Genomic DNA, 24,610 nt, shown 5'->3' with positions numbered 1-24,610 from the left:
GTGCGGTTCTTTTTTTATTGTTTTGTTGCGGTATCTTCAGCTAATTTGCCATTGGCTTTCGCTTCTTTTACCCATTGAGGTACAACAGTTTCTAAGAATTCTTTTTTCGCTTTACGTTCTTTCTCGATATCGATACCCATTACTTTCCATGCTTTATCAGCTGTAGAAATATCGGGTACTTCAACCGGCGTTTTCACGCCATGTTTAGTTAAGATTGCTGCAAGTTTAGCGCGAGCATCTGCTGCTTTGTCTATGCCAGAACCTAATACGCGAAGTACTACATCAGGTGCGTGCATGTGACCACCATGGCTTGCTGCTGTGTAGTCCCAACGCCATTGAGCGTGACGGATATCCATTAAAGCAGGTTCCATTTCTTCTTTCGTTGCACCTGCATCCCATGCAGCTTTTGCTTCAAAGTGAGCACGAACAAGTTGATCTTCTAAACGACCCATTACATCTTTCACTTCTTTTTTACGTGAAGCAACGATGTCTTTAAGTTTTTCTTTGCTTTGATCGTGACAGTTTGCACAAGTGGTATCAAATGCATCGAATGGGTTTTGGATTTGGTGGTCGGTGTAAACTTTACCGTCTTTACCTTGTACTTTAGGCATGTGACAGTCGATACAAGTTACGCCGTTTTTACCGTGCATACCTAAAGACCAAATTTCAAAGTCAGGGTGTTGCGCTTTTAACATTGGTGCTTTAGAAAGCGAGTGAGTCCAGTCACTGAAGCCGATATCATCATAGTATTTTTCGATGTCATCAACAGTTTGACCGTTATCCCAAGGGAAGGTTACTTGTTTTAAGTCGCCCGCGAAGTAGTATTCAACGTGACAGTTTGCACAGATTTCAGCACGTTTTTCAGTGCGAGCAGCTGTGTTAAAGCTTAAGTTAGCTTGTTCTTTACCTTCAGCTTTTGCTTTTGCTTGAAGTGCATTATTTAAGTGATCTAATGCACGAAGAACGTGTGGACGAGCAATACGTAATGCAGGTTTGCCTTCAGCAAAGTCTTTAGAGGTCGTATCGTGACAGTCAGCACAACCGATCGAGTTGACAATTTCTGGTCCACCTTTAGCCCATTTGGCACCAAAGTAACCATCTTCACCCCATTCTGCAATTAAACGAGGAACGTCTGGACCTTTACAAGTCCAACATGCCATTGGTTGTGGGCCATCATTTGCATTTTTGGGCGCACCAGTACGTAAAATATTACGTACATCTTCTACTGCATAAACGTGACCACGAGGTGCGTTATATTCTTTTGCGAAAGAATAGCCTCCCCATAACACGATTAAACGAGGGTCTTGTTCATCAGCATAGATGATTTTGTCGCCTTTTTCAGTCGCTTTCCACGAATTGAATTGGCTAGGATATTTCTCAGCAAATTTTTCATTCACTGCTTCGATTTTTAAATTAGGGTTTGGTGCTTCCACAGGTTGGTCAACAGGTTTGTATACCATTTCAGCCATCGCTGAGTTATACACACCTAAAGCTGCGAAAGAAGTGGCCAAAACAAGGCTTTTTCTCAATGCGTTCACGATAATCACTCCATTAGGAAAGAATAAAAAAACAATTTTAAATGCGAACAATTCCTATTAAGCTTTTGAATTCACTTATAAAAATAGTTCAGTGCAAGCATAAGATACCAAAAAGCAGTAGTTTTCCTAAGGTTTTTTTTCAAAACTTTGAGGTTGATCAAACTTTAAAATAAAAATACTTCTAAAGGGGTATAAAGGGATTAGGGAAGTGGTAGGTGAGTTGCATATTAAGAGAAAAAAGTGCGGTCAACTTTTACATTGTTTTTGACTTATATAAAGACAATTCCATGCTCATTATTACTGACTTTGACCTAATTTTAATGAGCATTCTTTTTACGCAAACGATACCTTGTATAGAAAATGTAAATTTCTTGTGAAAAATGGTATAAAAAGTGATTATTTTCTTGATCTTATAGATGAGTCAGCTATACTCCCGGAACCTTATTTTTACCCATCTTATTCTATTGTTTGTTGGGATGTGATGAATACCTAAATCTATTTAGCTTGGGATAACTTTTTTATGAACAAAATATTTAAGATCATTTGGAACAAAACGACACAATCTTTCGTCGTGACATCAGAATTAGCGAAAGGAGCCGTAAAAGCTTCTTCAAACTCAAAACAACGTGTAGCAAACGAAACACGTTTATCTTCTCTTTTCAAACTTTCTGCATTTGCACTTTCTTTATCTGCAGTGATGATGCCGGCGCAAGCAAAAGTGATTGTAGGTGATCGAAACAATGCTCCTACAAATGTAGGTGGTTCTAGTATTGCTGTTGGGAATGCCGCAACATCAGCAAGCGGTGCAAATACTACCGCTATTGGTAATGGCGTAAATGGTCGTTATACAGATAGTCTGCTGATTGGCGATCTAACTGGAACCTTTGGTACAGATGCTACTGGTTCGGCTCGCAATATATTAATTGGAAAAAATGCACAAATTGGTAGTGGTAGTCAGAAAATTCAACAGGCAATTGCAATTGGAGCTGGGAATCTCGCAGGCGCTTCTCCAACCTATGGGAAGGGAACTCCATCAATTACTGAAGGAGCTTGGGCGCGTGGTGACCAATCTATTGCAATTGGTGGTAATGTAATTGCTTATGGTAATTCATCAATGGCTTTAGGGGGGGATGATCTTGATGCAGTTGGAGGCGTTGCTTATACGGATAATCACAAATTTATACTCTACAATAATAAAGGGATTAAAACAGGTGAGTATAATTTGAATGGGAAAAGCTTAAGAGATATCTATAAGTAAATGACCGGTGATACGATGAATAGTGGTACATATGAAAATGCGATAGCGGGTGAAGGTTCAGTTGCGCTAGGGGTACAAGCTAATTCTTCAGCCGCTTTATCTCTAGCTATTGGTACTAAATCAAAAGCAACAGTATTTGGTGCGACAGCTCTTGGTACAGGGGCAAAAGCAACAAAATTAAACTCAGTTGCATTAGGTACAGCTTCAGTTATATCTAAGGCTGGTCAGGCTTATGTAGAAAGAACAATTTTAGGTACAACATATACTTGGGCAGGTGGTGCACAAGTGGATGAAGGGGATGTGGTTTCTATTGGTGATAAAGGCTATGAACGTCAAATTATCAATCTTGCACCAGGTGATATTTCTTCAACTTCTACTGATGCAATCAATGGTTCTCAGCTTTACGCTGCGATGGCTGAAATTGAAAAAATTCGTTATTTCTCGGTTAAATCAAATGTAACAGGCAACCAGAATAATACGGGGGCCTCAGGTGTTGACTCTATTGCTATTGGGCCTAATGCAAGTACTACACCTATCGCTGTTAATTCTATTGCTGTTGGATTGAATGCTAGCACTACTCATGCAGATTCGATGGCTTTTGGAGCCAACTCAAATGCGTCTAATGAGACAACAATTGCTATCGGTGTTAATTCATTAGCAAGTGGTATAAATACCATAGCTTTAGGACAAGGGAGTAAAGCGACTGATTATTCTGCGATGGCGTTTGGCCTAGGTGCAAATTCATCAGGTCAATATTCAATTGCAATTGGCCAAGATACGAAGGCTGCGATAGAGCATTCTATTGCAATGGGGTATTCTGCGAATGCATCGAAGGCTTTTGCTATTTCTCAAGGGGCTTATTCAGAGGCAACTGGGCGAGAGTCGTTGGCGCTAGGTTATACGGCGAAAGCTACTCAGCGGCGAGCAGCGGCAATTGGTCGCTATGCTGAAGCAATTGCACAGGATGCGGTTGCTTTAGGTGCTGATTCGCAAGCTAACGTGAATATGTTCGATAATACAACTGGATATGCGGAATTTAAAGATGATGCTGGTGCAAGTAAAAATATTGACTTTGCAGCTAAGAAGTCTTTAATCAATGGCGCTGTTTCTGTCGGCAAGGCGGGTAACGAACGCCAAATTCATAATGTGGCAGCAGGGCGTCTTTCGCCAACTTCAACGGATGCGGTAAATGGTTCACAACTTTATACGGTATTACACAATAGTGGCTTTAACGTACAAGAAAATGGTACTTCTAAATCACGTATCAATAACAATGGTTTTGTGAACTTTGTGAATGGTACATTGACAACTGCAAACGTGACTGATAACGGTAATGGTTCGAATGTGACATTTAATGTCAACACAACAACTATCGAAACAGGCGAAGATGGCAATGCAACTGCAGCGAATCCAAGCAACCTAGCAACTGCAGGTGATGTGACCAATGCTATTAATAAAGTGCGTAACATGCCATTAACCTTTGCTGGTGATACAGGCACTAATGTAACACGTAAATTAGGTGAAACAGTTAAATTAGTTGGCGGTGTAACTGATGTGACTAACCTTTCTGATGGTAACATTGGCGTGGTGGCAGATGGCACTGATAAATTAGAAATTAAATTAGCTAAGGATATCAAAGTTGATAGTGTAAAAGCTGGTGATACCACAATTAATAATGATGGTTTAACTGTTAACGGTGGGCCAAGTGTTACTAAAAATGGTATTGATGCAGCTGGTAATAAAATTACCAATGTTGAAGCAGGTACCGATGACAAGGATGCAGTTAATGTTTCTCAATTAAAAGCTGCAAAAACAGAGGTTAAAGCTGGTAAAAACACAAGTGTTACACCAGAAAAAGGTGAAAATGGTCAAACTATTTACAAAATTGATGCTGTAGATACCTCTGCAAATGTGACAACCACTGATGCATTAACAGTAGAAAACAAAGGTGCGAAAGATGTCGGAGATGCTTCTGTAACGAACTATCATCTTGATTTATCTCAAAAAACAAAAGATGAGATTAAACAAGGTATGGATGCGAATACCACAGTAAGCACAAAAGGCTTGACGTTTACAGGTGATAGCAAAGAGTCTGATGTTAAGAAATTAGGCGATAAAGTTGCGATTACCGGTGACGATAATATTACGACTGAAGCGAATCCTAATGGCGTTCAAGTTAAGTTAAATAAAGATCTTAACGTTGATAGCGTCAAAGCAGGAGATACAACCATTAATAACGATGGTTTAACTGTTAACGGTGGTCCAAGTGTCACTAAAAATGGTATTGATGCAGCTGGTAATAAAATAACCAATGTTGCAGCAGGTACCGATGACAAGGATGCAGTGAATGTTTCACAATTGAAAAATGTGGAAAAAGTAGCTAATAAAGGCTGGAATTTAACTGCTAATGGTACGAATAGTAGTAATGTTGCACCTGGTGAAACAGTTGATTTAAATAACACTGATGGCAATATTCTCATTACCAAAAATGCAACAGACGATAATGTGACATTTAATTTAAATGAAACAATTAATGTGACTAATGTTAATGCTGCAGGTAATGTAACAGTTGGTGATACTGTTTTAAATACAGATGGTTTGACTATTAAAGACGGTCCAAGTGTTACTAAATCTGGTATTGATGCCGCTGATAAGAAAATTAGCAATGTAGCAGCAGGTGATGTGAATGAAACATCAAAAGATGCGGTAAATGGTAGCCAACTTTATCAAACCGTAAATAACCTCACGACAAAAGGCTTTGGGTTAACTGCTCAAGATGGTAATTCAGTGAAGAAACCATTAGGTGAAACTGTTGAGGTTGTTGGCAAAGATGACAATATCAGTACAGAAGTAGATAAGGGTAAAGTTAAGATTGCTTTATCGAAAGATATCAAGGTTGATAGTGTGACTGCGGGCGATACCAAAATTGATACAAATGGTTTGAAAGCAGGTGATATTACTGTAAGTAAAGATCCTATTACTGTAAATGGCACCACAGTTAATAATGTGAATGATGCGATCAATAAAACAGCTGAACAGGCATTTAAAGCACTCACCTTTGGTGGTGATAATGTTGCGAAGAACTTTGAGCGTCGCTTAGGTGATCAAATCTTTGTCAAAGGTGGAGCAACAGGCACATTATCAGATAACAATATTGGTGTTGAATCTGACGGTAATGGCACATTAAATGTGAAATTAGCGAAAGATCTTAAAGGCTTAGACAGTGCTGAGATTGGTGGTGTAACGATCAATGATAAAGGCATTGGTATGGGCGATAAGAAAATTACAGGTTTGAAAGCAGGTGAAGATGATACTGATGCAGTAAATGTTTCACAGCTTAAAAAAGTAGAAGAAGTAGCTAATAAAGGCTGGAATTTAACAGCGAATGGTACTAATTCTTCTAATGTAAAACCTGGTGATACCGTTGATCTGAAAAATACAGATAAGAACATCAATATTACTAAAGAGGGTCATAATGTAACGTTCAACTTAGCTAAAGACATTAACGTTGATAGCGTAACCACTGGTGATACTGTGATGAATAATGACGGTGTGAAAGTGGGTAATAATGTTGCTTTAAATAAAGATGGCTTAAAAGCTGGTGATGTATCTGTCACAAAAGATGGTATCAATGCTGGTGATAAGAAAGTCACCAATGTTCAAGATGGTGATGTAGCGAGCACATCGAAAGATGCGGTAAATGGTAGTCAGTTATACGCAGTGAAAGAACTTGCGGGTAAAGGCTGGAATGCAACGGCAACGAAGAAAGAAGGCTCTACTGGTGAAGTAAGTGGTACTGAAGTTGCTAAGGTAGCGTCAGGTGCAACTGTAAACTATATCGCAGGTGACAATATCAAACTTGAACAGAATGGTATTAACTTCACTATTTCTACCACAAAAGACTTGAAAGCTGAAAATGTCACTGCAACAACGGTTAATACCACTACAATTAATCTTGGCGAAGGAGTTAATTCAACGCCAATTACAGTAGTGAGTGGTAAAGATGCAGCACCAAACTTGGATGGTAAAACACCAAACCGTATGAATTTTGGTGGTGAAGCTGTTGCAACATTAAGTGATGGCTTAAAATTCGGTGCGAATGTAGGCGGTGTTTACAATGCGAAATTAAATAGCCAAATCAATGTGAAAGGCGCAGATAGCAACACAAACTGGAGTGAGTTTGATGGTGGTGATAATGTGATGACAAACATTGATAAGAGCGGTAATGTTCGTGTAGGTATCAAGAAAAACCTTAAAGTGGAAAGCGTAACTGCAAACAAATTTACTGCGGGTGATACGGTGATTGATGGTAATGGCGTTACCATTAAAAACGGTCCAAGCATGACTAAAAATGGTATTGATGCAGGTAATAAACAAATTACCAATGTTGCACCAGGACGCATTGCGGCAGACAGTACTGATGCGGTAAACGGCAGCCAATTACACGAAGTAAAAGCTGACGTGAATAACAAGATCAACCACTTAAATGGTCAAGTGAAAAAGTTAGGTAAACGTGTCAATGCAGGTACAGCAAGCGCGTTAGCGGCGTCTCAATTACCACAAGCTTACATTCCAGGTAAGAGCATGGTGTCTGTGGCAGCGGGTAATTACCAAGGTCAAAATGCAGTGGCATTAGGTATGTCACGTATTTCAGATAACGGTAAAATCATTATTCGTTTAGCCGGTACTAGCGATACGCAAGGTAAAATGGGTGTAGCTGTTGGTGCAGGTTACCACTGGTAATTTATCGTGAATAAACAAAAGGCATGGGGAACCATGCCTTTTTAGTATTTAATTTATGTCATAAAAATATCGTTTTATACAGCTATTTCTTTTTCTGACAATGAGGGCAATAAAAGCTATTGCGTTGCCCAATAATCATACTTTCAATCTTTGTGCCACATTTTGGACAAGGCTTATCTTTGTTTCCGTAAACTAACAATTCCTGAGCAAAATAACCAGGGCGACCATCGGGCTGTAAAAAATCTTTTAATGTTGTACCACCTTGTGTAATGGCTTTTGCTAATACGTTTTTAATTGTTTCAACGATTAAGACGCATTGGTTTCGCGTAAGATTTTCGGCTAATTTCATGGGGTGCAAACCACATAAAAAGAGTGTTTCATTAGCATAAATATTTCCTACACCCACGACGACAGCATTATCCATTAAAAAGGTTTTAAGTGCGGTCGATTTTTTGCGTGATTTTTTAAAAAGGTATTCGGCGTTAAATTCATCTGAAAGCGGTTCTGGACCAAGTTTTAGGAAAAGATGAAAGTCATCTAAGCTTTCAGTCCATAACCATGCACCGAAGCGTCTCGGGTCGTTATAACGCAGTAATTTGTCATTATTCATCACTATATCAAGGTGATCGTGTTTATCAATAGGGCTATCGTGCGGCACAATTCGAACGGAGCCGGACATGCCTAAATGACCAATGATATAACCTTTTTCTGTATGAATAATGAGATATTTCGCACGACGAGAAGTATCTAAAATTTTGACGTTTTTGAGCGTGGTTAATTCAGGAGAGACAACCCAACGTAATTGGGGTTGGCGCACTACAATTTTTTCGATGGTAAAACCTTTTAAATAGGGAGTGATACCGCGTAGGGCTGTTTCGACTTCAGGTAGTTCAGGCATAGATAATCTCGGTAATGAATTTGTGATATAAAAAAACCCGAACAATGTCGGGCTTTTTTCAAATCAGCAAAATTATTTGATTTTTGCTTCTTTATAGATAACGTGTTTACGCACTACTGGATCAAATTTTTTGATTTCCATTTTTTCAGGCATATTACGTTTGTTTTTATCAGTTGTGTAGAAGTGACCGGTCTCTGCAGTAGAAACTAAACGGATTTTCTCACGAGCGCCTTTAGCTGCCATGTTTTAGCTCCTTAGATTTTTTCGCCACGAGCACGGATTTCAGCTAACACTGCATCAATGCCTTTTTTATCAATAATACGCATACCTTTCGCCGTTAAACGTAAGGTCACGAAACGGTTTTCACTTTCAACCCAGAAACGGTGAGTGTGAAGGTTTGGAAGAAAACGACGACGTGTCGCATTCAACGCGTGTGAGCGGTTGTTACCCACAGCTGGACGCTTGCCTGTTACTTGACAAACTCTAGACATAATAATCTCCAATAATTTAAATATAAGCTCGAGCTTATGGTTCGGATAATGAAGCTTAAAACTAAGCTTGCTTCCTCGTCAGGTCGCAGTATCCGACCCACTTACTATATTAAAGGTCGCAAATTATACTGACTTTATTTTTATTTCTCAAGTATAAAAGCGATTTTTCCGTCTTTAAATAGAAATAAATGATAAAAAATCATCAAATTTCCTAAAACTATAGCAGATTATGTTCAGCAAAAGAATAACAAGTCCCTTTGCCGACAATAAAATGATCCAAAATACGAATATCCATTAACTCGGCAGCTTCAATAATTTTTTGTGTAATCAGTTTGTCGGAATAGCTCGGTTCTGCTAGGCCAGAAGGATGGTTGTGAGCCAAAATTAAGGCGGCCGCATTGCAGTAAAGGCTTTCTTTGATAATTTCACGTGGATAAACATTCGTCACATTAATTGTGCCTAAAAATAACCGCTCTTTTTTAATCAAACGATGTTGATTATCTAAAAATAACACCATAAAAATTTCACGTTCTTCGTGGTGAAGCTCCGCTTGAAGATAAAGCTTTACTGTAGATGTGTCACTAAATACATGCTCTATCAGTAATTCTTGCTTCAGATACCGCTTTGTCATTTCGGTGGTAGCTTGCAGTTGAACAAATTGTGTAATGCCTAATCCTTTTACTTTGCAAAAGGCTTCTTTATCTGCGCTTAATAAGGCTCGAAGGGATCCAAAATGTTGCAGCACGCTATGTGATAATGCCATGACAGGGCAGCCTTTAATTCCTGTTCGTAAGAAAATAGCGAGTAATTCGTGATCTTCAAGGGCTTCAACGCCATATTTCAACAATTTTTCACGAGGCATTAAAGGAGAGTTTGTCTGCATATTAATTAATGAAAAGAAAAAAGTGCGGTCAATTTTCAGGATGTTTTCAATCTTTGCGAGAAATCAGTTTTGTTTTTGATATAGCGATCGCAAAAATAAAATTTTTTATTGGCGAAATTTGAAGTAAAATAGGCGACCTTAAGTTGTTAAGTACTAACACACAAAACATATCCATTCTATTAAGTCGTAGCGGAGTAGCAAATGAGCTTGAGCGGAAAGCGTATTGTTGTCGGGATTACAGGAGGCATTGCCGCCTATAAAACCATTGAGTTTATTCGTTTATTACGCAAATCTAACGCAGAAGTTCGAGTGGCTTTAACGCCTGCAGCCACTGAATTTGTCACACCTTTAACGCTACAAGCCATTTCAGGTAATGCGGTTTCTCAATCTTTACTTGATCCTCAAGCTGAATTAGCCATGGGGCATATTGAGCTGGCCAAGTGGGCTGATGCGATTGTGATTGCGCCAGCTAGTGCCGATTTTATTGCGCGTTTAACCGTTGGCATGGCAAATGATTTACTCAGTACGATTTGTCTTGCGACAGGTGCGCCTATTTTGCTCGCACCGGCCATGAATCAACAGATGTACCGTCAGGCGATAACACAACAAAATTTGACCGCCCTTTCTGCGCGAGGCATTCATTTTGTTGGACCAAATAGTGGCTTTCAAGCTTGTGGCGATGTGGGAGCGGGTAGAATGTCAGAACCCGCTGAAATCTTTGAATCGCTTCAATCACTTTTTGTGGTTCAACAAGATTTAGCTGATTTAAGTGTCACGATTACAGCTGGTCCGACGCGTGAAGCTATCGATCCGGTTCGTTATATTTCTAATCACAGCTCAGGTAAAATGGGCTTTGCAATTGCCGAGGCCTTTGCAAAACGTGGGGCAAATGTCACCTTAATTGCAGGGCCTGTTAATTTGGCTACGCCGAAAAACGTTCATCGTATTGATGTGACAACCGCCCATGAAATGTGGCAAGCCTCCCTTGAGAGTGCGGTCAAAAATCGCATCTTTATTGGCTGTGCCGCTGTGGCTGATTATCGAGTGGCGGAAGTCGCTGATCAAAAAATTAAGAAAACCAATGATAACGATGCGCTTTCTCTTAAATTGGTGAAAAATCCAGACATTATCGCGAGTGTGGCAAGTTTAGAAAAAGATCGTCCATTTGTGGTGGGCTTTGCAGCTGAAACGCAAAATGTCGCTGAATATGCGAAGAGCAAACTTCAACACAAAAATTTAGATATGATTTGTGCTAATGATGTATCGGGTGGGCAAGTATTCGGACAAGATCAAAATGCCTTGCAGATCTTTTGGGGAACAGGCGAAAAAGCGTTGCCGTTAGCGGATAAAAATAAATTGGCAGAAGTGTTGGTCACCGAAATTGTTGAGCATTATCACAAATAAAATACCTTCAAAATTCGTTGGATTTTGTGACCGCACTTTTGTATGACAGATTTCTTTTAAAGGATAAATAAGCATGAAAAAAATTGATGTAAAAATTTTAGATAGTCGTATTGGCAACGAATTTCCTTTACCAACTTATGCAACTGAGGGTTCAGCCGGTTTGGATTTGCGTGCATTGCTTGAAGAGGGCATTGAAATTCAACCTGGCGAAACTAAACTTATCCCAACAGGCCTTTCAATTTATATTGCCGATCCGAACCTTGCAGCCGTGATTCTGCCTCGTTCAGGTTTAGGTCATAAACACGGTATCGTATTAGGTAACTTAGTGGGCTTAATTGATTCAGATTATCAAGGCCCATTAATGGTGTCTGTATGGAATCGTGGTCATGAACCGTTCAAAATTGAAGTTGGTGACCGCATTGCACAGTTAGTTTTTGTGCCAGTCGTACAAGCTGAATTCAATATTGTCAGCGAATTTGCCGAAACTGAGCGTGGTGAAGGCGGTTTTGGTCATTCAGGTAAAAAATAAACTATGGTAGAACAATTATCTCTCGTAGAAGTAGATGAGGTAGCAGCGGAAATCAAACCGCCAAAAATCGAAAAACGCACGGTAAAAGAACGTCGGCAACAAGTGTTGACGGTGCTGACGCATATGCTGCATTCTGAACGGGGAATGGAACGTATGACAACAGCACGTTTAGCGAAAGAAGTAGGGGTGTCAGAAGCGGCACTTTACCGGTATTTCCCAAGCAAAACCAAAATGTTTGAAGCGTTGATCGATAATATTGAAGCGAATTTATTTAGCCGTATCACCACATCAATTCGTCATGAAACCAATACGATGAATCGAGTGCGTGATATTATGCAGATGATCCTCGACTTTGCGCGTAAAAATCCTGGTTTAACCCGTATTTTGACAGGGCATGCCTTGATGTTTGAAGCGCCTCTTTTGCAGGCTCGTGTTGCGCAATTTTTCGATCGTCTTGAAATGCAATTGGTGAATATTCTACAAATGCGAAAATTACGTGAAGGTCGTAGCTTTAATGTTGATGAACGAGTCATTGCTGCGCATTTAGTCACGCTTTGTGAAGGGCAGTTTATGCGTTATGTCCGCACAAACTTCCGTTTAGGCGCCAATCAAAGTTTTGAACAGCAATGGCGTTTTCTTGAACCGCTTTTTGCTTAATTGACTTTAGTTGATAAATATATGATTATTCCGTGGCAAGAATTGCCAACAGAAACCTTAGAAAATATTGTGGAAAGTGTGGTGCTTAGAGAAGGGACTGATTATGGTTCACACGAATTTTCTTTAGAACAAAAAAAACAACACCTACTAAACAAAATTCACAATGGAAGTGCAGTGATTGTTTGGTCAGAATTACATGAATCCATTGATATCAAAGATAAAATGGAATTTCTAAAATGAATCAATAGGAGCTTATATGTCAGAAGATGTAGAATTACTTGAAGAACAAAAGCCTCAGGATGATGAGCAGCAACGCGATCCTGCGCTTGATTGGTTCCTAACACATTGCCATTTACATAAATATCCAGCAAAGTCGACTTTAATTCATGCTGGGGAGGATGCCAATATTCTGTATTTCTTAATTAAAGGAACAGTAATGGTGTCATCAAAAGATGACGAAGGCAAAGAAATGATTTTATCTTATTTGGGGGCTGGGCAATTTTTTGGTGAAGCAGGTTTATTTGATGAGGGATCGAAACGTTCTGCTTGGGTGAAAACCAAAACGCCTTGTGAAATTGCGGAAATTTCCTATAAAAAATATCGTCAGCTTATTCAAATTAATCCTGAGATTTTAATGTTTCTTACTTCTCAGTTATCAAAACGCTTGCAAAATACCTCTCGACAAGTGACTAACTTGGCCTTTTTGGATGTGGCAGGGCGTATTGCTCAGGCGCTTATGCATCTAGCAAAACAGCCTGAAGCCATGACTCATCCGGATGGTATGCAGATTAAAATCACGCGCCAGGAAATCGGTCAAATGGTGGGTTGTTCTCGTGAAACCGTAGGGCGAATAATTAAGATGCTGGAAGATCAAAATCTAATTCATGCGCACGGCAAAACCATTGTGGTTTATGGCACTCGATAGAAAAAATAACCGTCTTTAATAAGACGGTTATTTTGTTTTTGTTACATTGATGTGATAGTTGAAATGCCTTTGTTAATTTTTATACGAAAAGCGAAAAAATACTTCTTTTAGTGCAATATCTTAATTGACAAAATAGCGGAAGACTTCTATTATAATACTACCTTCCAACGTGGTTTGTTTGGAAGTCAGGATTGGTCTCCTGAATATATAAGTGGCTTCTTTTAAAAGATTCTTAATCTTTTAATTTTATATCGCAGACTGGAACCCCAGAGATGCTTTAAATCTATGGTGGGCTAGGTAGAAATCCCGCAGGGATGCGATACAGTAAGCCACTTGCTGTTAAGACCAATTCTGCTTAGTTCCACCACCCTTCAAAACAATCTTCAATTTTCAAACATTCATTAACTTACTTTAAACGAGAAATTCTCAGCTAAAGTGCGGTCATTTTTTACTTTATTTTTCGCAAAAAAATACCGACCCATTTCTGAGACGGTATTTTATTTGGTGTGTTATTTCACTTTTTGTTTCATGGCTTCTGCCACAAGTTCAGCTTCAGGGCCGAGAACCACTTGTAAGCCATCGTTACCGATTTTCACGATACCTTTTGCACCAAGAGACTTAAGCTGTTCTTCATTAATTTTGTGTTGGTCCACTAAGCTTAAACGTAAGCGAGTGATACAAGCATCAATATTTTTGAAGTTATCAGCTCCACCTAAAGCATCAATAAATTTGACCGCTCTTTCTTCACGAGATTGGCTTGCTGCTGGTTGTGCTGCAGGGGGTTCTTCTGCTTCTTCTGCACGACCTAATGTTTTTAAGTTGAACGCTTTAATTGCAAAACGGAATACTGCATAGTAAATCACGAAGAATACTAAGCCTTGTACGATTAGCATATACCATTCAACGGCTAACGGGTTGCGTGATGAAAGCACCATATCCACGAGACCTGCACTGAAACCGAAGCCTGCGATCCAATGCATTGTTGCGGCGATAAAGACAGAAATACCGGTTAATACTGCATGGATGAAGTAAAGCACTGGCGCAACAAACATGAAAGAGAATTCTAATGGCTCGGTGATACCAGTAAAGAATGAGGCAAATGCCCCTGCAAGCATGATTGATGCCACTTTTGTTCTTTGGCTTGGTTTAGCGCTGAGATAAATCGCTAATGCGGCACCCGGTAAACCGAACATCATAACAGGGAAGAAACCGGCTTGATACATACCGGTTACACCAACTGTTGCAGTGCCTTCAGCAAGTGATTTCGCACCACCTAAGAAGTTTGGAATGTCATTGATGCCAGCCACGTCAAACCAGAATACCGAGTTTAATGCATGGTGTAAGCCAACAGGAATGAGTAAACGGTTGAAGAAACCGTAAAGACCTGCACCAACAGCGCCTAAATCTTTAATATTTTCACCGAATGATACTAAACCGCCGAAAATATATGGCCAGATGTAAAGCAGTACGAAGCTAATTAACATCATGACAAAAGAAACGACGATTGGCACAAGGCGTTTTCCGCTGAAGAAGGAAAGCGCTTTTGGCAATTCTACTTGATAGAAGCGGTTATAAAGTTCAGCTGAAATCACCCCGATCAAAATCCCAATAAATTGGTTATTGATTTTCCCGAAAGCGGCGGGCACTTCACTTACATCGATATGTTGTAGCTGAGCAACACTACCAGGTGAAAGTAGAGTGGTTACCACATAGTAACCCACTAAACCTGAAAGTGCAGCAGAACCATGTTTGTCCTTAGATAAACCGAAAGCAACGCCAACGGCAAAAAGCAGACCCATGTTATCGATGATAGCACCACCTGATTTAATTAAAAATGCAGCAAGTTGACTGTTAGCGCCCCAGCCATCAGGGTCAAGCCAATAACCAATACCCATCAGTACAGCCGCTGCTGGTAAGACCGCAACAGGTACCATTAAGGCCTGCCCAATTTTTTGCGCATAACCTAACACATTCATTTTTTTCTCCTATTTATAGTAATGAAGTATTACTTCATATTCTAAAGTAAAAAAAAATATTTTGTATAGATGTTGTTACTTTATCTCAAATTTGAGAAGCCGATCACAAATTTTGAAATTATACTTCAAAAAATATTTTTTTATGGTGTAACATCTACTATAATGAGACTCAACTAAAAGGAAACCAGGTATCCGTGCTTAGAATAGGAGTTTATATGTCGAAATTATCACATAATGAAGTCTTAGATAAAATTAAATTTGGTCTTATTGCGTCTTGTCAACCAGTTGATGATGGCCCGATGGATAAACCAGAAATCGTGGCGGCCATGGCACAGGCTTCTGTTGCTGGTGGCGCTGCCGGATTACGTATAGAGGGTATAGAAAATCTTAAAGCAACACGCCCTACTGTGAATGTGCCGATTATTGGTATTGTGAAACGAGATTTACCTGACAGTCCAGTGCGAATTACCCCATTTTTGCATGATATTGAAGATTTAGCGAAAGCCGGTGCAGACATTATCGCCGTGGATGGGACAAATCGTCCTAGACCAGTAGATATTGAAAGTGCGGTCAAAAAAATCCACGAATTAGGCTGTTTAGCCATGGCAGATTGTTCGAATTTAGAAGAAGGCTTGTACTGTCAAAAACTGGGTTTTGATATTGTGGGCAGTACGATGTCTGGCTACACAGGTGGTACAGTGCCAGAGGAGCCTGATTATCAATTAGTTAAAGATTTGAAAGCGGCAGGCTGTCGAGTCATGGCGGAAGGACGTTATAACACCCCTGAGTTGGCGAAAACGGCCATTGAAATTGGTGCTTATTGTGTGACAGTTGGTTCTGCATTAACTCGCTTAGAGCATATCGTAAGTTGGTTCACCGAAGCCATTCATTCAGCCAAAAAATAAAGGAAGAAGATATGTCATTAACAGTGGATAGTGGTCAGACATTACAGCGTTGTTTGGCATTAGATATTGGTGGCACGAAAATCGCTTCTGCTATAGTGAAAAATGGTGAAATTCAGCAGCGAAAACAGATTTCTACGCCACAGGATGATGCCGCTCAAGCCATGCATCAAATCCTTGCTCAGTTACTAAAAGAATATGAAGGGCAGTTTGATTATGTCGCCGTTGCTTCAACGGGCATTATTAATCAAGGCGTTCTGACCGCACTTAACCCTAAAAATTTGGGTGGATTGGCTCAATTCCCATTAAAAGACAGTATTGCACAACATACCGATAAACCGATTGGTTTGCTTAATGATGTGCAAGCTGCAGCCTATGCAGAATATCAATTACAAAACCCTAATGATGTTCAAAACTTTGCCTTTATTACGGTTTCAACAGGCGTAGGGGGCGGTTTAATTTTAAATCATCGTTTACTTACTGAGCCAAACGGCATTGCGGGGCATATAGGGCATACTTTGGCCGATCCTAATGGCCCTGTTTGTGGTTGTGGCCGCCGCGGTTGTGTTGAAGCTATTGCATCCGGTCGCGCGATTGAAGCAGTTTCTTCTCAATGGGATGAGCCTTGCGATCCTAAAGAAGTTTTTGCGCGTTTCCGTCAAAATGATGAAAAAGCAACCGCACTTGTGACTCGTTCAGCTCAAGCTATTGCGAATTTAATTGCGGATTTGAAGATTGGATTAGACATGCAAAAAGTCGTGGTTGGCGGTAGCGTAGGGTTGGCAGAAGGTTATTTACCGTTAGTTCAAGCTTTATTAAGTGAACTTCCTGCTGTTTATCATTGTGAATTAGAACGTGCTCAATTTGGACAAGATGCGGGCTTGATTGGCGCGGCTTACTGGGTAAAAGATTGCTTATTACAAGCCAAAAATACGGGAGTGGTTTATGGCTAAAAACGGCAATATTTTAAATATCATCAGCTCGTTATATCGTAGTTTAACGAAAACAGAAAAGAAAATTGCGGATGCGATTTTATTGAATCCCGATCTTGCGGTGCAAGCGCCTTTAGCTGAAATTGCCGCCCATTTAGAAGTGGGGGAGGCGACCTTTGTACGTTTTTGCCGTACTCTCGGCTTTAAAGGTTTCAGTGATTTTAAATTGGAATTATCCATCGAGCTAGCCACAAAAGATGGCAAAGATAACACCGTATTAGATTCCGATATTACCGATTCTGACAACTCATTGAATATTGCGCATAAGCTGAAATCTGCCATCAATAACGTGATGGATGAAACCATTAATTTGTTGGATTTTGAGCAGTTGGAAGAGGCAGTAAAATCCATTCAACAAGCGAATCGTGTTTTCTTATTTGGTGTGGGTACATCCGGTATTACTGCGGAAGATGCCAAAAATAAACTGATGCGTATCGGTGTGCAAGTGGATGCGACGGGTAATAATCATTTTATGTATATGCAGGCATCGTTATTGACGAAAAAGGATGTCGCAATTGGTTTGAGCCATTCCGGTTATTCGCAAGAAACCACTCATACCATGAAAATTGCGAAAGAAAATGGCGCCAAAACCATTGCGATTACGCACAGTTTGCGTTCCCCCATCACTGAATATGCTGATCTTGTTTTAGTGAATGGGAATAAGCAAGGTAAGTTGCAAGGCGATTCTATCGGCACGAAGATTGCCCAATTATTCGTATTAGATTTGATTTACGCTTTATTAGTACAGGCATCGCAGGAAAGTGCGGTCAAAATAAAGCAAAAAACATTAAATGTCATTTTAGAACAACGTATCAAATAGGAGAGAAAAATGCGTAACTTAAAAGGTATTTTTAGTGCGTTATTAGTATCATTCAATGAAGATGGCTCTATCAATGAAAAAGGTTTGCGTGAAATCATTCGCTATAACATTGATAAGATGAAAATTGATGGTTTATATGTAGGCGGTTCAACAGGTGAAAACTTCATGCTTTCTACGGAAGAGAAAAAACAAATTTTCCGTATCGCGAAAGATGAAGCAAAAGACCAAGTCGCGCTAATCGCACAAGTGGGTAGTGTGAACTTACATGAAGCAGTGGAATTAGGTAAATATGCAACGGAATTAGGCTATGACAGTCTTTCTGCAGTAACCCCGTTCTACTATAAATTTAGCTTCCCTGAAATCAAACATTACTATGACACGATCATTGCTGAAACAGGCAATAACATGATCGTGTACTCAATTCCGTTCTTAACTGGCGTGAATATGGGGATTGAGCAATTCGGCGAACTTTATAAAAACCCGAAAGTGCTAGGTGTGAAATTTACCGCTGGGGATTTCTATCTATTAGAACGCTTGAAAAAAGCTTATCCAAATCACTTAATTTGGGCTGGTTTTGATGAAATGATGGTACCTGCAGTCTCTCTAGGTGTAGATGGTGCGATCGGTAGTACATTCAACGTAAACGGTGTCCGTGCAAGACAAATCTTTGAATTAACCAAACAAGGTAAATTGGCTGATGCGCTTCAAGTTCAACACGTGACCAATGATCTTATTGAGGGCATTTTAGCGAATGGCTTATATCTCACTATCAAAGAGTTATTGAAACTAGAGGGTGTGGATGCAGGTTATTGCCGTGAGCCAATGACAGCGAAAGCAACACCAGAGCAATTAGCGAAAGCGAAAGAGTTAAAAGCAAAATATTTATAAATTAATGGAAAAGTGACCGCACTTACTTCTTTCTTCCTTCTATAGCGGGGCGGAAAGAATGTCAGTGTGGTACTGATAAGGAAGGTTATTATGCGTCTCATTCCTCTGAACAATGAACAACAAGTCAGCCGTTGGGCGGCGCGTCATATTGCTGATCGAATTAATCATTTTAAACCTACCGCAGAACGTCCTTTTGTATTAGGTTTACCAACAGGCAGTACACCACTTAAGACCTATCAAGAATTGATTAAATTAAATCAAGCAGGAGAAGTGAGTTTTAAACATGTGGTGACCTTTAATATGGATGAATATGTGGGTTTACCAAAAGAACATCCCGAAAGCTATCACAGTTTTATGCATAATAATTTCTTCAACCATATTGATATTCAACCGCAAAATATCAATATTTTGAATGGTAACACCGATGACCATGATGAAGAATGTCGTCGTTATGAAGAAAAAATTAAATCTTACGGCAAGATTCATTTATTTATGGGCGGCGTAGGTGTTGATGGACATATTGCCTTTAACGAACCTGCGTCTTCTTTAAGTTCGCGTACCCGTATTAAAACTTTAACACCTGATACCATTATTGCTAATTCTCGTTTCTTTAATAACGATGTAAATCAAGTGCCCAAATATGCTTTAACAATCGGCGTGGGTACATTACTTGATGCAGAAGAAGTGATGATTTTAGCAACGGGTCATAATAAAGCCTTAGCTGTACAAGCTGCAGTTGAGGGTAGTATTAATCACCTTTGGACAGTGAGTGCTTTACAGCTTCATCGTCATTTCGTTTTGGTATGTGATGAGCCTGCTCTGCAAGAATTAAAAGTGAAAACAGTGAAATATTTTACCGAATTGGAAGGTCGCGCGATTCATAGTGTATTATAAGTGCGGTTAATTTTAATTTGATTTTAGGAAGGTATGATGAAGTATGCGTTAATTAACAGCGTAATCTACACCAAAAATGAGGTGTTAAGAGATTATGCGGTGGTTATTGAAGGGGAATATATTCAATCCGTTATTCCACAAAGCGAATTAGAAAGTGGGATTAAAACCATTGATTTAAAAGGGCATAATCTCACAGCAGGCTTTATTGATTTGCAATTAAATGGCTGTGGCGGCGTGATGTTTAACGATCAAACAAGCGTGGAAACATTAGAAATCATGCAAGCCACTAACTTGAAATCAGGCTGCACCAGTTTCTTACCAACGTTTATTACTGCACCAGATGAAGATATCAAACTGGCAGTAAACATTATGCGTGAGTATTTGAATAAGCATAAAAATCAAGCGCTTGGTTTACACATCGAAGGCCCTTATTTAAGTCTTGAGAAAAAAGGCGTGCATCGCCCGGAATATATCCGTGAAGCGACGCCAGAGATGAAGGATTTCTTATGTGATAATGCTGATGTTATTACCAAGCTTACCATTGCCGCTGAAAACCCAACGGTGCAATATATTCCGGATTTTGTAAAAGCAGGCATTATTGTGTCTATTGGGCATTCTAATGCGACTTATGAAGTGGCGAAAGACGCTTTTCATAAAGGGGCAACTTTTGCGACTCACTTACACAATGCCATGTCGCCGATCAGTTCAGGACGTGCAATGGGCGTAGTTGGTGCAGTGCTAGATTCCGATGTTTACACAGGCATTATTGTAGATGGTGTGCATGTGAATTTTGGTAACGTTCGCTTAGATAAAAAAGCGAAAGGTGACAAGCTTTGTATTGTGACTGATTCTCTTGCTGCTGCAGGTGCACCACCTGAATTGGAAACCTTCACCTTTGTAGGAAAACCGATTTATGTGAAAGACGGTCGTTGCTATGATGCAAATGGTACGATTGCAGGTGCATCAATTACCATGATGGAATCTATTAAGAATGCTGTAGAGTATGTAGAAATGCCATTAGCAGAAGCGATTCGCATGAGTAACCTTTACCCAGCAAGAGCAATCGGCGTAGATGATCGTTTAGGCTCTGTTGAAGCAGGAAAAGTCGCAAACTTGGCGGTATTCACAAAAGATTATGACGTGATTGGTACCGTATTGAATGGTGAGTGGAAACCAAACTAAAGTGCGGTCAAAAATAGTATTGTTTTAAACGTAATCCGATCTTCAAACAGATCGGATTATTTTTTATGACTGTAGTTCGGCGATCTTACCAGTATCTACTTGGAACAATTTTCCTTTTCCCACTTGCATCTCTTTGAGTTGCCCTTGAGTAATAGCGGTTACGAAAACTTGAGAACCACTTTGTTGCAAGCGTTCCGCAAGCAGGGCGCGTTTATGTTGATCCAACTCAGAGGCAAAGTCATCAATTAAAAAGATGCAATGACGCTGTTTTTGAATCATTAAATGTTCACCTTGCGCTAAACGTAGCGCACACATCAATAATTTTAATTGACCACGAGAGAGCACATCTTCTACAGGTAGTCCATTGGCTTTAAAGCGGAAATCCGCTTTTTGTGGGCCTGAAACTGTATAACCAATGGCTTTGTCTCGCTCAAAGTTTTGCGCCAATAATTCACCATATTCTGTCGCTTTCTCCCAGCCTTGATGAAAGCTAACAGTAATTTCTAATTCAGGTAAAAATAACTGGCAGGTTTTTTCAATTTCTGGACGTAAGGCTTCTGCATATTCAGCACGCCAATCACTCACTTGGTGGGCTAATTTGGCTAATTCAATATCCCAAATTTTAATCGCAGAATAAGGCTGATTTTGACTTAATGCGGCATTTCGCTGTTTTAATAAGCGGTTTAATGCAACCCAAGAGGAATGAAAACTGTTATGGTGGTGGAATAAGCCCCAATCTAAAAATGCACGTCGAAAACTAGGGCCGCCATTTAATAAGGTAAGTCCTTCAGGCGTAATTAATTGCATGGGTAAAAGGTGAGCGAGATCGGCAATTTTATTGCCGTCTTCACCGTTTATTTTTGCGATGGTATTACCTTGACGAAGTTTTTGTAAGCCAACAGACCATTGATGTTGGCTTTCTTGAATTTGGCCAAAAAGCGTGAAATGAGGTTCGTCGTAAGAAATGATGCGATTTGCGACCGCACTTTTGAAAGAGCGTCCATGCCCGAGATAAAAAATGGCTTCTAATAAGCTCGTTTTTCCGCTGCCGTTGTTGCCGACTAAAAAGTTAAAGCCGTGATCAAATTCAAGATCCACGGCATTTAAATTTCTAAATTTTTCAACAATTAAGCGAGAAATGGCCATTATTCTTAGAGGCGCATTGGCATAATGACGTATTCAGCGCTTGCATCTTCGCTGTTTTCAATTAAGCAGCTTGATGACGCATCCGTGAGGCGAATACGTACTTGTTGGCATTTTAAGGCGTTCAATACATCCAAAATGTAAGTCACATTAAAGCCCACTTCCATTTCTTCACCTTGATAATTCACATCCACGATTTCTTCTGCCACTTCGTGTTCTGGGTTAGATGCGGTAATTTTAAGTTGGTTTTCACTTAAGTTTAAACGCACGCTACGTACACGTTCATTTGAAAGGATAGAAGCCCGTACAAAGGCTTGTTTTAAGGTTTCCCAGTTACCTTCTACGATACGCGTTGCATTACGTGGTAATACTCGACGGTAATCCGGGAAGCGGCCATCAATAAGTTTTGAGGTAAACACAATGTGGTTTAAGTGAATACGAAGATTATTCGTGCCGATTTGCAAACGAGCAAGTTCATCACTGCTTTCTAATAGGCGATTCAGTTCTAATACACCTTTACGAGGGAGAATAACGGAATGAGTTTGCAGATCTTGATCTAATTCGATCGTACAAACGGCAAGACGGTGACCGTCAGTTGCAACAGTACGTAATAAATTACCTTCCGTTTCAAATTTCATGCCGTTTAAGAAATAGCGAGCATCCTGGTTTGCCATTGAAAATTGGGTGGCTTCAATTAAGCGACGTAAGGTGCTTTGCGGTAAGGCAAAATCCACTTCAGATTGCCAATCCGTTAGATTTGGATATTCTTCAGCGGGCAGCGTAGTGAGATTAAATTTACTGCGACCCGATTCTACAATGGCGCGATCTTCTTCAAAGGTAACTGTAATTTCAAATTCATCTGATAATGTACGGCAAATATCTAAGAATTTTTTAGCCGGAATAGTGAACGCGCCATCAGCGGTTGAAGACGAAAGTTGAGTATAGCTAGAAAGCTCAACTTCAAGGTCTGTCCCTGTAATCGTTAAACGGTTATCTTCAATTTGTAATAACACGTTATTTAATACAGGAATATTCGGACGATTGCTCAATACGCCACAAACTTGCTGTAAGGGTTTTAATAGGTTTTCTCTTGAAATGCTAAATTGCATCATTGGCTCCTTATGCCGATAATGTGCGAATTAAATTCGCCCAATCTTCTTGAATACTGCTGTCTTTTTCACGGAATTTTGGCACTTCACGGCAGGCATTTAAGACGGTCGTATGGTCGCGTTCAAAAGCTCGTCCAATTTCGGGTAAACTTTTATTGGTTAATTCTTTGGCTAATGCCATCGCAACTTGGCGTGGACGAGTGACTGATCTCGCTCTGCTTTTTGATTTTAAATCCGCCACTTTAATTCGATAGTATTCTGCCACGATTTTTTGAATGTTTTCAATGGTTACTAAACGTTCTTGTAAGGCGAGAATATCTTTTAATGTGTCACGGACAAAATCAATATCAATGTGACCACCTTTGAAGTCTTGCATCGCTTTCACACGGTTTAACGCACCTTCTAATTCACGAACGTTAGTGCGTAAACGTTGAGCAATAAAGAATGCCACTTCTTCTGGCAGCGCCATATTATGTTCTTCTGCTTTTTTCAGCAAAATCGCAACACGGGTTTCTAAATCAGGTGGTTCAATCGCAGTGGTTAAACCCCAGCCGAAACGAGATTTTAGGCGTTCTTCAATTTTCTCAATTTCTTTTGGATAGCGGTCAGAGGTCAAAATAATTTGACGGCTGGTTTCAAATAAGCTATTGAAAATATGGAAAAATTCTTCTTGTGTTTTTTCTTTCTCTGCAAAGAATTGAATATCATCCACTAATAAGGCATCAAGAGAACGATAGAATTTTTTGAATTGATCCATTTTATTATCACGCATTGCTTTTACCATGTGCTGCATAAAATTATTCGCATGGATATAAAGCACGCGGGCATTCGGTTTATTCGCTAAAATACCATTACCGATGGCGTGTAATAAGTGAGTTTTACCTAAACCTGTCCCCCCATATAAAAAGAATGGATTTGCTGTTGGTTCACCAGGTGCAAGGGCAAGTTTTTGACCTACTGCACGGGCGAGTTGGTTTGATTTACCTTCAACAAAGTTATCAAATACATGTTTACGATTTAGATGTGATTCAAATTTAGTTAGTGAATCAGATTCTTGCTGAGAACTCACCGCACTTTCTTGATGATTAGCTGTTTGACTCGGGGCTGATTCAACTGCTTTTGGCGCTGGTTTTACCCCTTCTTTTACGATAATTTGTAGGTTTGGATTTTTAGCAAGGGCTTGGCAAATTTGATGAATTTGAGCCAAGTAATGATTTTCCACCCAGCTTTTTACAAACATATTGGACGCATATAACACCACTTGATCTTGTGAGATGACATCCGCTTGTAATGGGCGTAACCAAGTGCTGAGATCCATCGGAGAAACTTGATCTTGTAGCTGTGATAAGCAATCTTGCCATAGGGTGGAAAGGCTCAC

The 24,610-nt window shown here is 39.8% G+C and carries 22 protein-coding genes; 13 read left to right on the top strand and 9 right to left on the bottom strand.

Translation table 11 applies throughout. The features are described 5' to 3' along the window. Window positions 1-14 precede the first annotated feature (14 nt). Window positions 15-1,538, bottom strand: coding sequence for an ammonia-forming nitrite reductase cytochrome c552 subunit (gene nrfA / locus QQS40_RS00110; RefSeq protein ID WP_329505368.1), 1,524 nt, complete (start codon window positions 1,536-1,538; stop codon window positions 15-17). 520 nt (window positions 1,539-2,058) lie between these two features. Between nrfA and QQS40_RS00105 the strand changes: the two genes are divergently transcribed. Beyond that, on the top strand, window positions 2,059-2,796 hold the full coding sequence (locus QQS40_RS00105) for an ESPR domain-containing protein (RefSeq protein WP_329505366.1): 738 nt from the start codon (window positions 2,059-2,061) through the stop codon (window positions 2,794-2,796). 15 nt (window positions 2,797-2,811) lie between these two features. Further along, window positions 2,812-7,539, top strand: a complete 4,728-nt coding sequence (locus QQS40_RS00100) for a YadA-like family protein (RefSeq protein ID WP_329505364.1) — start codon at window positions 2,812-2,814, stop codon at window positions 7,537-7,539. Window positions 7,540-7,621: 82 nt separating this feature from the next. Here the strand turns inward: QQS40_RS00100 and mutM are convergent, their stop codons facing one another. The 4 genes from mutM to radC all read right to left on the bottom strand — a co-directional run bounded on the left by mutM (window position 7,622) and on the right by radC (window position 9,811). Then, window positions 7,622-8,437: a DNA-formamidopyrimidine glycosylase gene (mutM, locus tag QQS40_RS00095; RefSeq protein WP_049357079.1), complete on the bottom strand. Its 816-nt coding sequence runs from the start codon at window positions 8,435-8,437 to the stop codon at window positions 7,622-7,624. A gap of 72 nt (window positions 8,438-8,509) precedes the next feature. Further along, entirely contained in the window at window positions 8,510-8,680 is a 171-nt protein-coding gene (gene rpmG, locus QQS40_RS00090; protein ID WP_005613503.1) for a 50S ribosomal protein L33, read from the bottom strand. A gap of 11 nt (window positions 8,681-8,691) precedes the next feature. Then, window positions 8,692-8,928, bottom strand: coding sequence for a 50S ribosomal protein L28 (gene rpmB / locus QQS40_RS00085; protein ID WP_005599762.1), 237 nt, complete (start codon window positions 8,926-8,928; stop codon window positions 8,692-8,694). Window positions 8,929-9,145: 217 nt separating this feature from the next. Next, complete coding sequence (gene radC / locus QQS40_RS00080) at window positions 9,146-9,811, bottom strand: RadC family protein (protein ID WP_049357054.1); 666 nt, start codon at window positions 9,809-9,811, stop codon at window positions 9,146-9,148. Between the two features lie 201 nt (window positions 9,812-10,012). Here radC and coaBC point away from each other — a divergent pair, with 201 nt between their 5' ends. The 5 genes from coaBC to crp all read left to right on the top strand — a co-directional run bounded on the left by coaBC (window position 10,013) and on the right by crp (window position 13,326). After that, the gene (gene coaBC, locus QQS40_RS00075; protein WP_049357053.1) at window positions 10,013-11,215 is read left to right on the top strand and encodes a bifunctional phosphopantothenoylcysteine decarboxylase/phosphopantothenate--cysteine ligase CoaBC; all 1,203 of its coding nucleotides are present in this window, start codon (window positions 10,013-10,015) and stop codon (window positions 11,213-11,215) included. Between the two features lie 73 nt (window positions 11,216-11,288). Beyond that, window positions 11,289-11,744 (top strand): dUTP diphosphatase, encoded by a 456-nt coding sequence (dut, locus tag QQS40_RS00070; RefSeq protein WP_049357052.1) that lies wholly within the window; start codon window positions 11,289-11,291, stop codon window positions 11,742-11,744. 3 nt (window positions 11,745-11,747) lie between these two features. After that, a complete protein-coding gene (slmA, locus tag QQS40_RS00065; RefSeq protein ID WP_049357050.1) occupies window positions 11,748-12,401 on the top strand; it encodes a nucleoid occlusion factor SlmA in 654 nt (217 codons plus the stop codon). A 21-nt stretch (window positions 12,402-12,422) separates the two neighbouring features. Further along, window positions 12,423-12,641, top strand: a complete 219-nt coding sequence (locus QQS40_RS00060) for a YheU family protein (protein ID WP_005695554.1) — start codon at window positions 12,423-12,425, stop codon at window positions 12,639-12,641. A 16-nt stretch (window positions 12,642-12,657) separates the two neighbouring features. Then, on the top strand, window positions 12,658-13,326 hold the full coding sequence (gene crp / locus QQS40_RS00055; RefSeq protein ID WP_049357048.1) for a cAMP-activated global transcriptional regulator CRP: 669 nt from the start codon (window positions 12,658-12,660) through the stop codon (window positions 13,324-13,326). Window positions 13,327-13,835: 509 nt separating this feature from the next. On the opposite strand, the gene nagE is transcribed toward crp, so the two are convergent. Then, window positions 13,836-15,302, bottom strand: coding sequence for an N-acetylglucosamine-specific PTS transporter subunit IIBC (nagE, locus tag QQS40_RS00050; RefSeq protein ID WP_289901418.1), 1,467 nt, complete (start codon window positions 15,300-15,302; stop codon window positions 13,836-13,838). Between the two features lie 215 nt (window positions 15,303-15,517). Between nagE and QQS40_RS00045 the strand changes: the two genes are divergently transcribed. The 6 genes from QQS40_RS00045 (at window position 15,518) to nagA (ending at window position 20,980) form a co-directional block, all read left to right on the top strand. Further along, entirely contained in the window at window positions 15,518-16,207 is a 690-nt protein-coding gene (locus tag QQS40_RS00045) for an N-acetylmannosamine-6-phosphate 2-epimerase (protein ID WP_070590546.1), read from the top strand. Window positions 16,208-16,218: 11 nt separating this feature from the next. Next, window positions 16,219-17,157 carry an N-acetylmannosamine kinase gene (locus tag QQS40_RS00040; protein ID WP_289901417.1) on the top strand — a complete coding sequence of 313 codons (939 nt, stop codon included), beginning with the start codon at window positions 16,219-16,221 and terminating at the stop codon, window positions 17,155-17,157. Further along, a complete protein-coding gene (locus QQS40_RS00035; RefSeq protein ID WP_289901416.1) occupies window positions 17,150-18,016 on the top strand; it encodes a MurR/RpiR family transcriptional regulator in 867 nt (288 codons plus the stop codon). Before QQS40_RS00040 ends, QQS40_RS00035 begins: the two co-directional genes overlap by 8 nt. A gap of 9 nt (window positions 18,017-18,025) precedes the next feature. Next, the gene (gene nanA / locus QQS40_RS00030) at window positions 18,026-18,904 is read left to right on the top strand and encodes an N-acetylneuraminate lyase (RefSeq protein WP_049367080.1); all 879 of its coding nucleotides are present in this window, start codon (window positions 18,026-18,028) and stop codon (window positions 18,902-18,904) included. Between the two features lie 90 nt (window positions 18,905-18,994). Beyond that, window positions 18,995-19,798, top strand: coding sequence for a glucosamine-6-phosphate deaminase (gene nagB / locus QQS40_RS00025; protein ID WP_197546925.1), 804 nt, complete (start codon window positions 18,995-18,997; stop codon window positions 19,796-19,798). A gap of 36 nt (window positions 19,799-19,834) precedes the next feature. Continuing rightward, the gene (gene nagA / locus QQS40_RS00020) at window positions 19,835-20,980 is read left to right on the top strand and encodes an N-acetylglucosamine-6-phosphate deacetylase (RefSeq protein ID WP_289901509.1); all 1,146 of its coding nucleotides are present in this window, start codon (window positions 19,835-19,837) and stop codon (window positions 20,978-20,980) included. A 63-nt stretch (window positions 20,981-21,043) separates the two neighbouring features. Here the strand turns inward: nagA and recF are convergent, their stop codons facing one another. From recF to dnaA, 3 genes are read right to left on the bottom strand one after another with little or no spacing between them, the layout of a single operon-like run. Then, window positions 21,044-22,126, bottom strand: a complete 1,083-nt coding sequence (gene recF / locus QQS40_RS00015; protein ID WP_070590556.1) for a DNA replication/repair protein RecF — start codon at window positions 22,124-22,126, stop codon at window positions 21,044-21,046. Window positions 22,127-22,131: 5 nt separating this feature from the next. Next, window positions 22,132-23,232, bottom strand: a complete 1,101-nt coding sequence (gene dnaN / locus QQS40_RS00010; RefSeq protein WP_014064018.1) for a DNA polymerase III subunit beta — start codon at window positions 23,230-23,232, stop codon at window positions 22,132-22,134. Window positions 23,233-23,242: 10 nt separating this feature from the next. After that, window positions 23,243-24,610 (bottom strand): chromosomal replication initiator protein DnaA, encoded by a 1,368-nt coding sequence (dnaA, locus tag QQS40_RS00005; RefSeq protein ID WP_128787010.1) that lies wholly within the window; start codon window positions 24,608-24,610, stop codon window positions 23,243-23,245.

The organism is Haemophilus parainfluenzae (genome assembly GCF_036288925.1).
Taxonomy (GTDB): domain Bacteria; phylum Pseudomonadota; class Gammaproteobacteria; order Enterobacterales; family Pasteurellaceae; genus Haemophilus_D.
This window is presented reverse-complemented; position numbering and strand designations above follow the sequence as displayed.

What these genes read in the sequence shown, in the direction of transcription:
- QQS40_RS00105 (WP_329505366.1), top strand. Translation starts at nt 2,059, where the DNA reads ATGAACAAAATATTTAAGATCATTTGGAACAAAACGACACAATCTTTC.
- QQS40_RS00100 (WP_329505364.1), top strand. Translation starts at nt 2,812, where the DNA reads ATGAATAGTGGTACATATGAAAATGCGATAGCGGGTGAAGGTTCAGTT.
- mutM (WP_049357079.1), bottom strand. Translation starts at nt 8,437, where the DNA reads ATGCCTGAACTACCTGAAGTCGAAACAGCCCTACGCGGTATCACTCCC.
- rpmG (WP_005613503.1), bottom strand. Translation starts at nt 8,680, where the DNA reads ATGGCAGCTAAAGGCGCTCGTGAGAAAATCCGTTTAGTTTCTACTGCA.
- rpmB (WP_005599762.1), bottom strand. Translation starts at nt 8,928, where the DNA reads ATGTCTAGAGTTTGTCAAGTAACAGGCAAGCGTCCAGCTGTGGGTAAC.
- radC (WP_049357054.1), bottom strand. Translation starts at nt 9,811, where the DNA reads ATGCAGACAAACTCTCCTTTAATGCCTCGTGAAAAATTGTTGAAATAT.
- coaBC (WP_049357053.1), top strand. Translation starts at nt 10,013, where the DNA reads ATGAGCTTGAGCGGAAAGCGTATTGTTGTCGGGATTACAGGAGGCATT.
- dut (WP_049357052.1), top strand. Translation starts at nt 11,289, where the DNA reads ATGAAAAAAATTGATGTAAAAATTTTAGATAGTCGTATTGGCAACGAA.
- slmA (WP_049357050.1), top strand. Translation starts at nt 11,748, where the DNA reads ATGGTAGAACAATTATCTCTCGTAGAAGTAGATGAGGTAGCAGCGGAA.
- QQS40_RS00060 (WP_005695554.1), top strand. Translation starts at nt 12,423, where the DNA reads ATGATTATTCCGTGGCAAGAATTGCCAACAGAAACCTTAGAAAATATT.
- crp (WP_049357048.1), top strand. Translation starts at nt 12,658, where the DNA reads ATGTCAGAAGATGTAGAATTACTTGAAGAACAAAAGCCTCAGGATGAT.
- nagE (WP_289901418.1), bottom strand. Translation starts at nt 15,302, where the DNA reads ATGAATGTGTTAGGTTATGCGCAAAAAATTGGGCAGGCCTTAATGGTA.
- QQS40_RS00045 (WP_070590546.1), top strand. Translation starts at nt 15,518, where the DNA reads ATGTCGAAATTATCACATAATGAAGTCTTAGATAAAATTAAATTTGGT.
- QQS40_RS00040 (WP_289901417.1), top strand. Translation starts at nt 16,219, where the DNA reads ATGTCATTAACAGTGGATAGTGGTCAGACATTACAGCGTTGTTTGGCA.
- QQS40_RS00035 (WP_289901416.1), top strand. Translation starts at nt 17,150, where the DNA reads ATGGCTAAAAACGGCAATATTTTAAATATCATCAGCTCGTTATATCGT.
- nanA (WP_049367080.1), top strand. Translation starts at nt 18,026, where the DNA reads ATGCGTAACTTAAAAGGTATTTTTAGTGCGTTATTAGTATCATTCAAT.
- nagB (WP_197546925.1), top strand. Translation starts at nt 18,995, where the DNA reads ATGCGTCTCATTCCTCTGAACAATGAACAACAAGTCAGCCGTTGGGCG.
- nagA (WP_289901509.1), top strand. Translation starts at nt 19,835, where the DNA reads ATGAAGTATGCGTTAATTAACAGCGTAATCTACACCAAAAATGAGGTG.
- recF (WP_070590556.1), bottom strand. Translation starts at nt 22,126, where the DNA reads ATGGCCATTTCTCGCTTAATTGTTGAAAAATTTAGAAATTTAAATGCC.
- dnaN (WP_014064018.1), bottom strand. Translation starts at nt 23,232, where the DNA reads ATGCAATTTAGCATTTCAAGAGAAAACCTATTAAAACCCTTACAGCAA.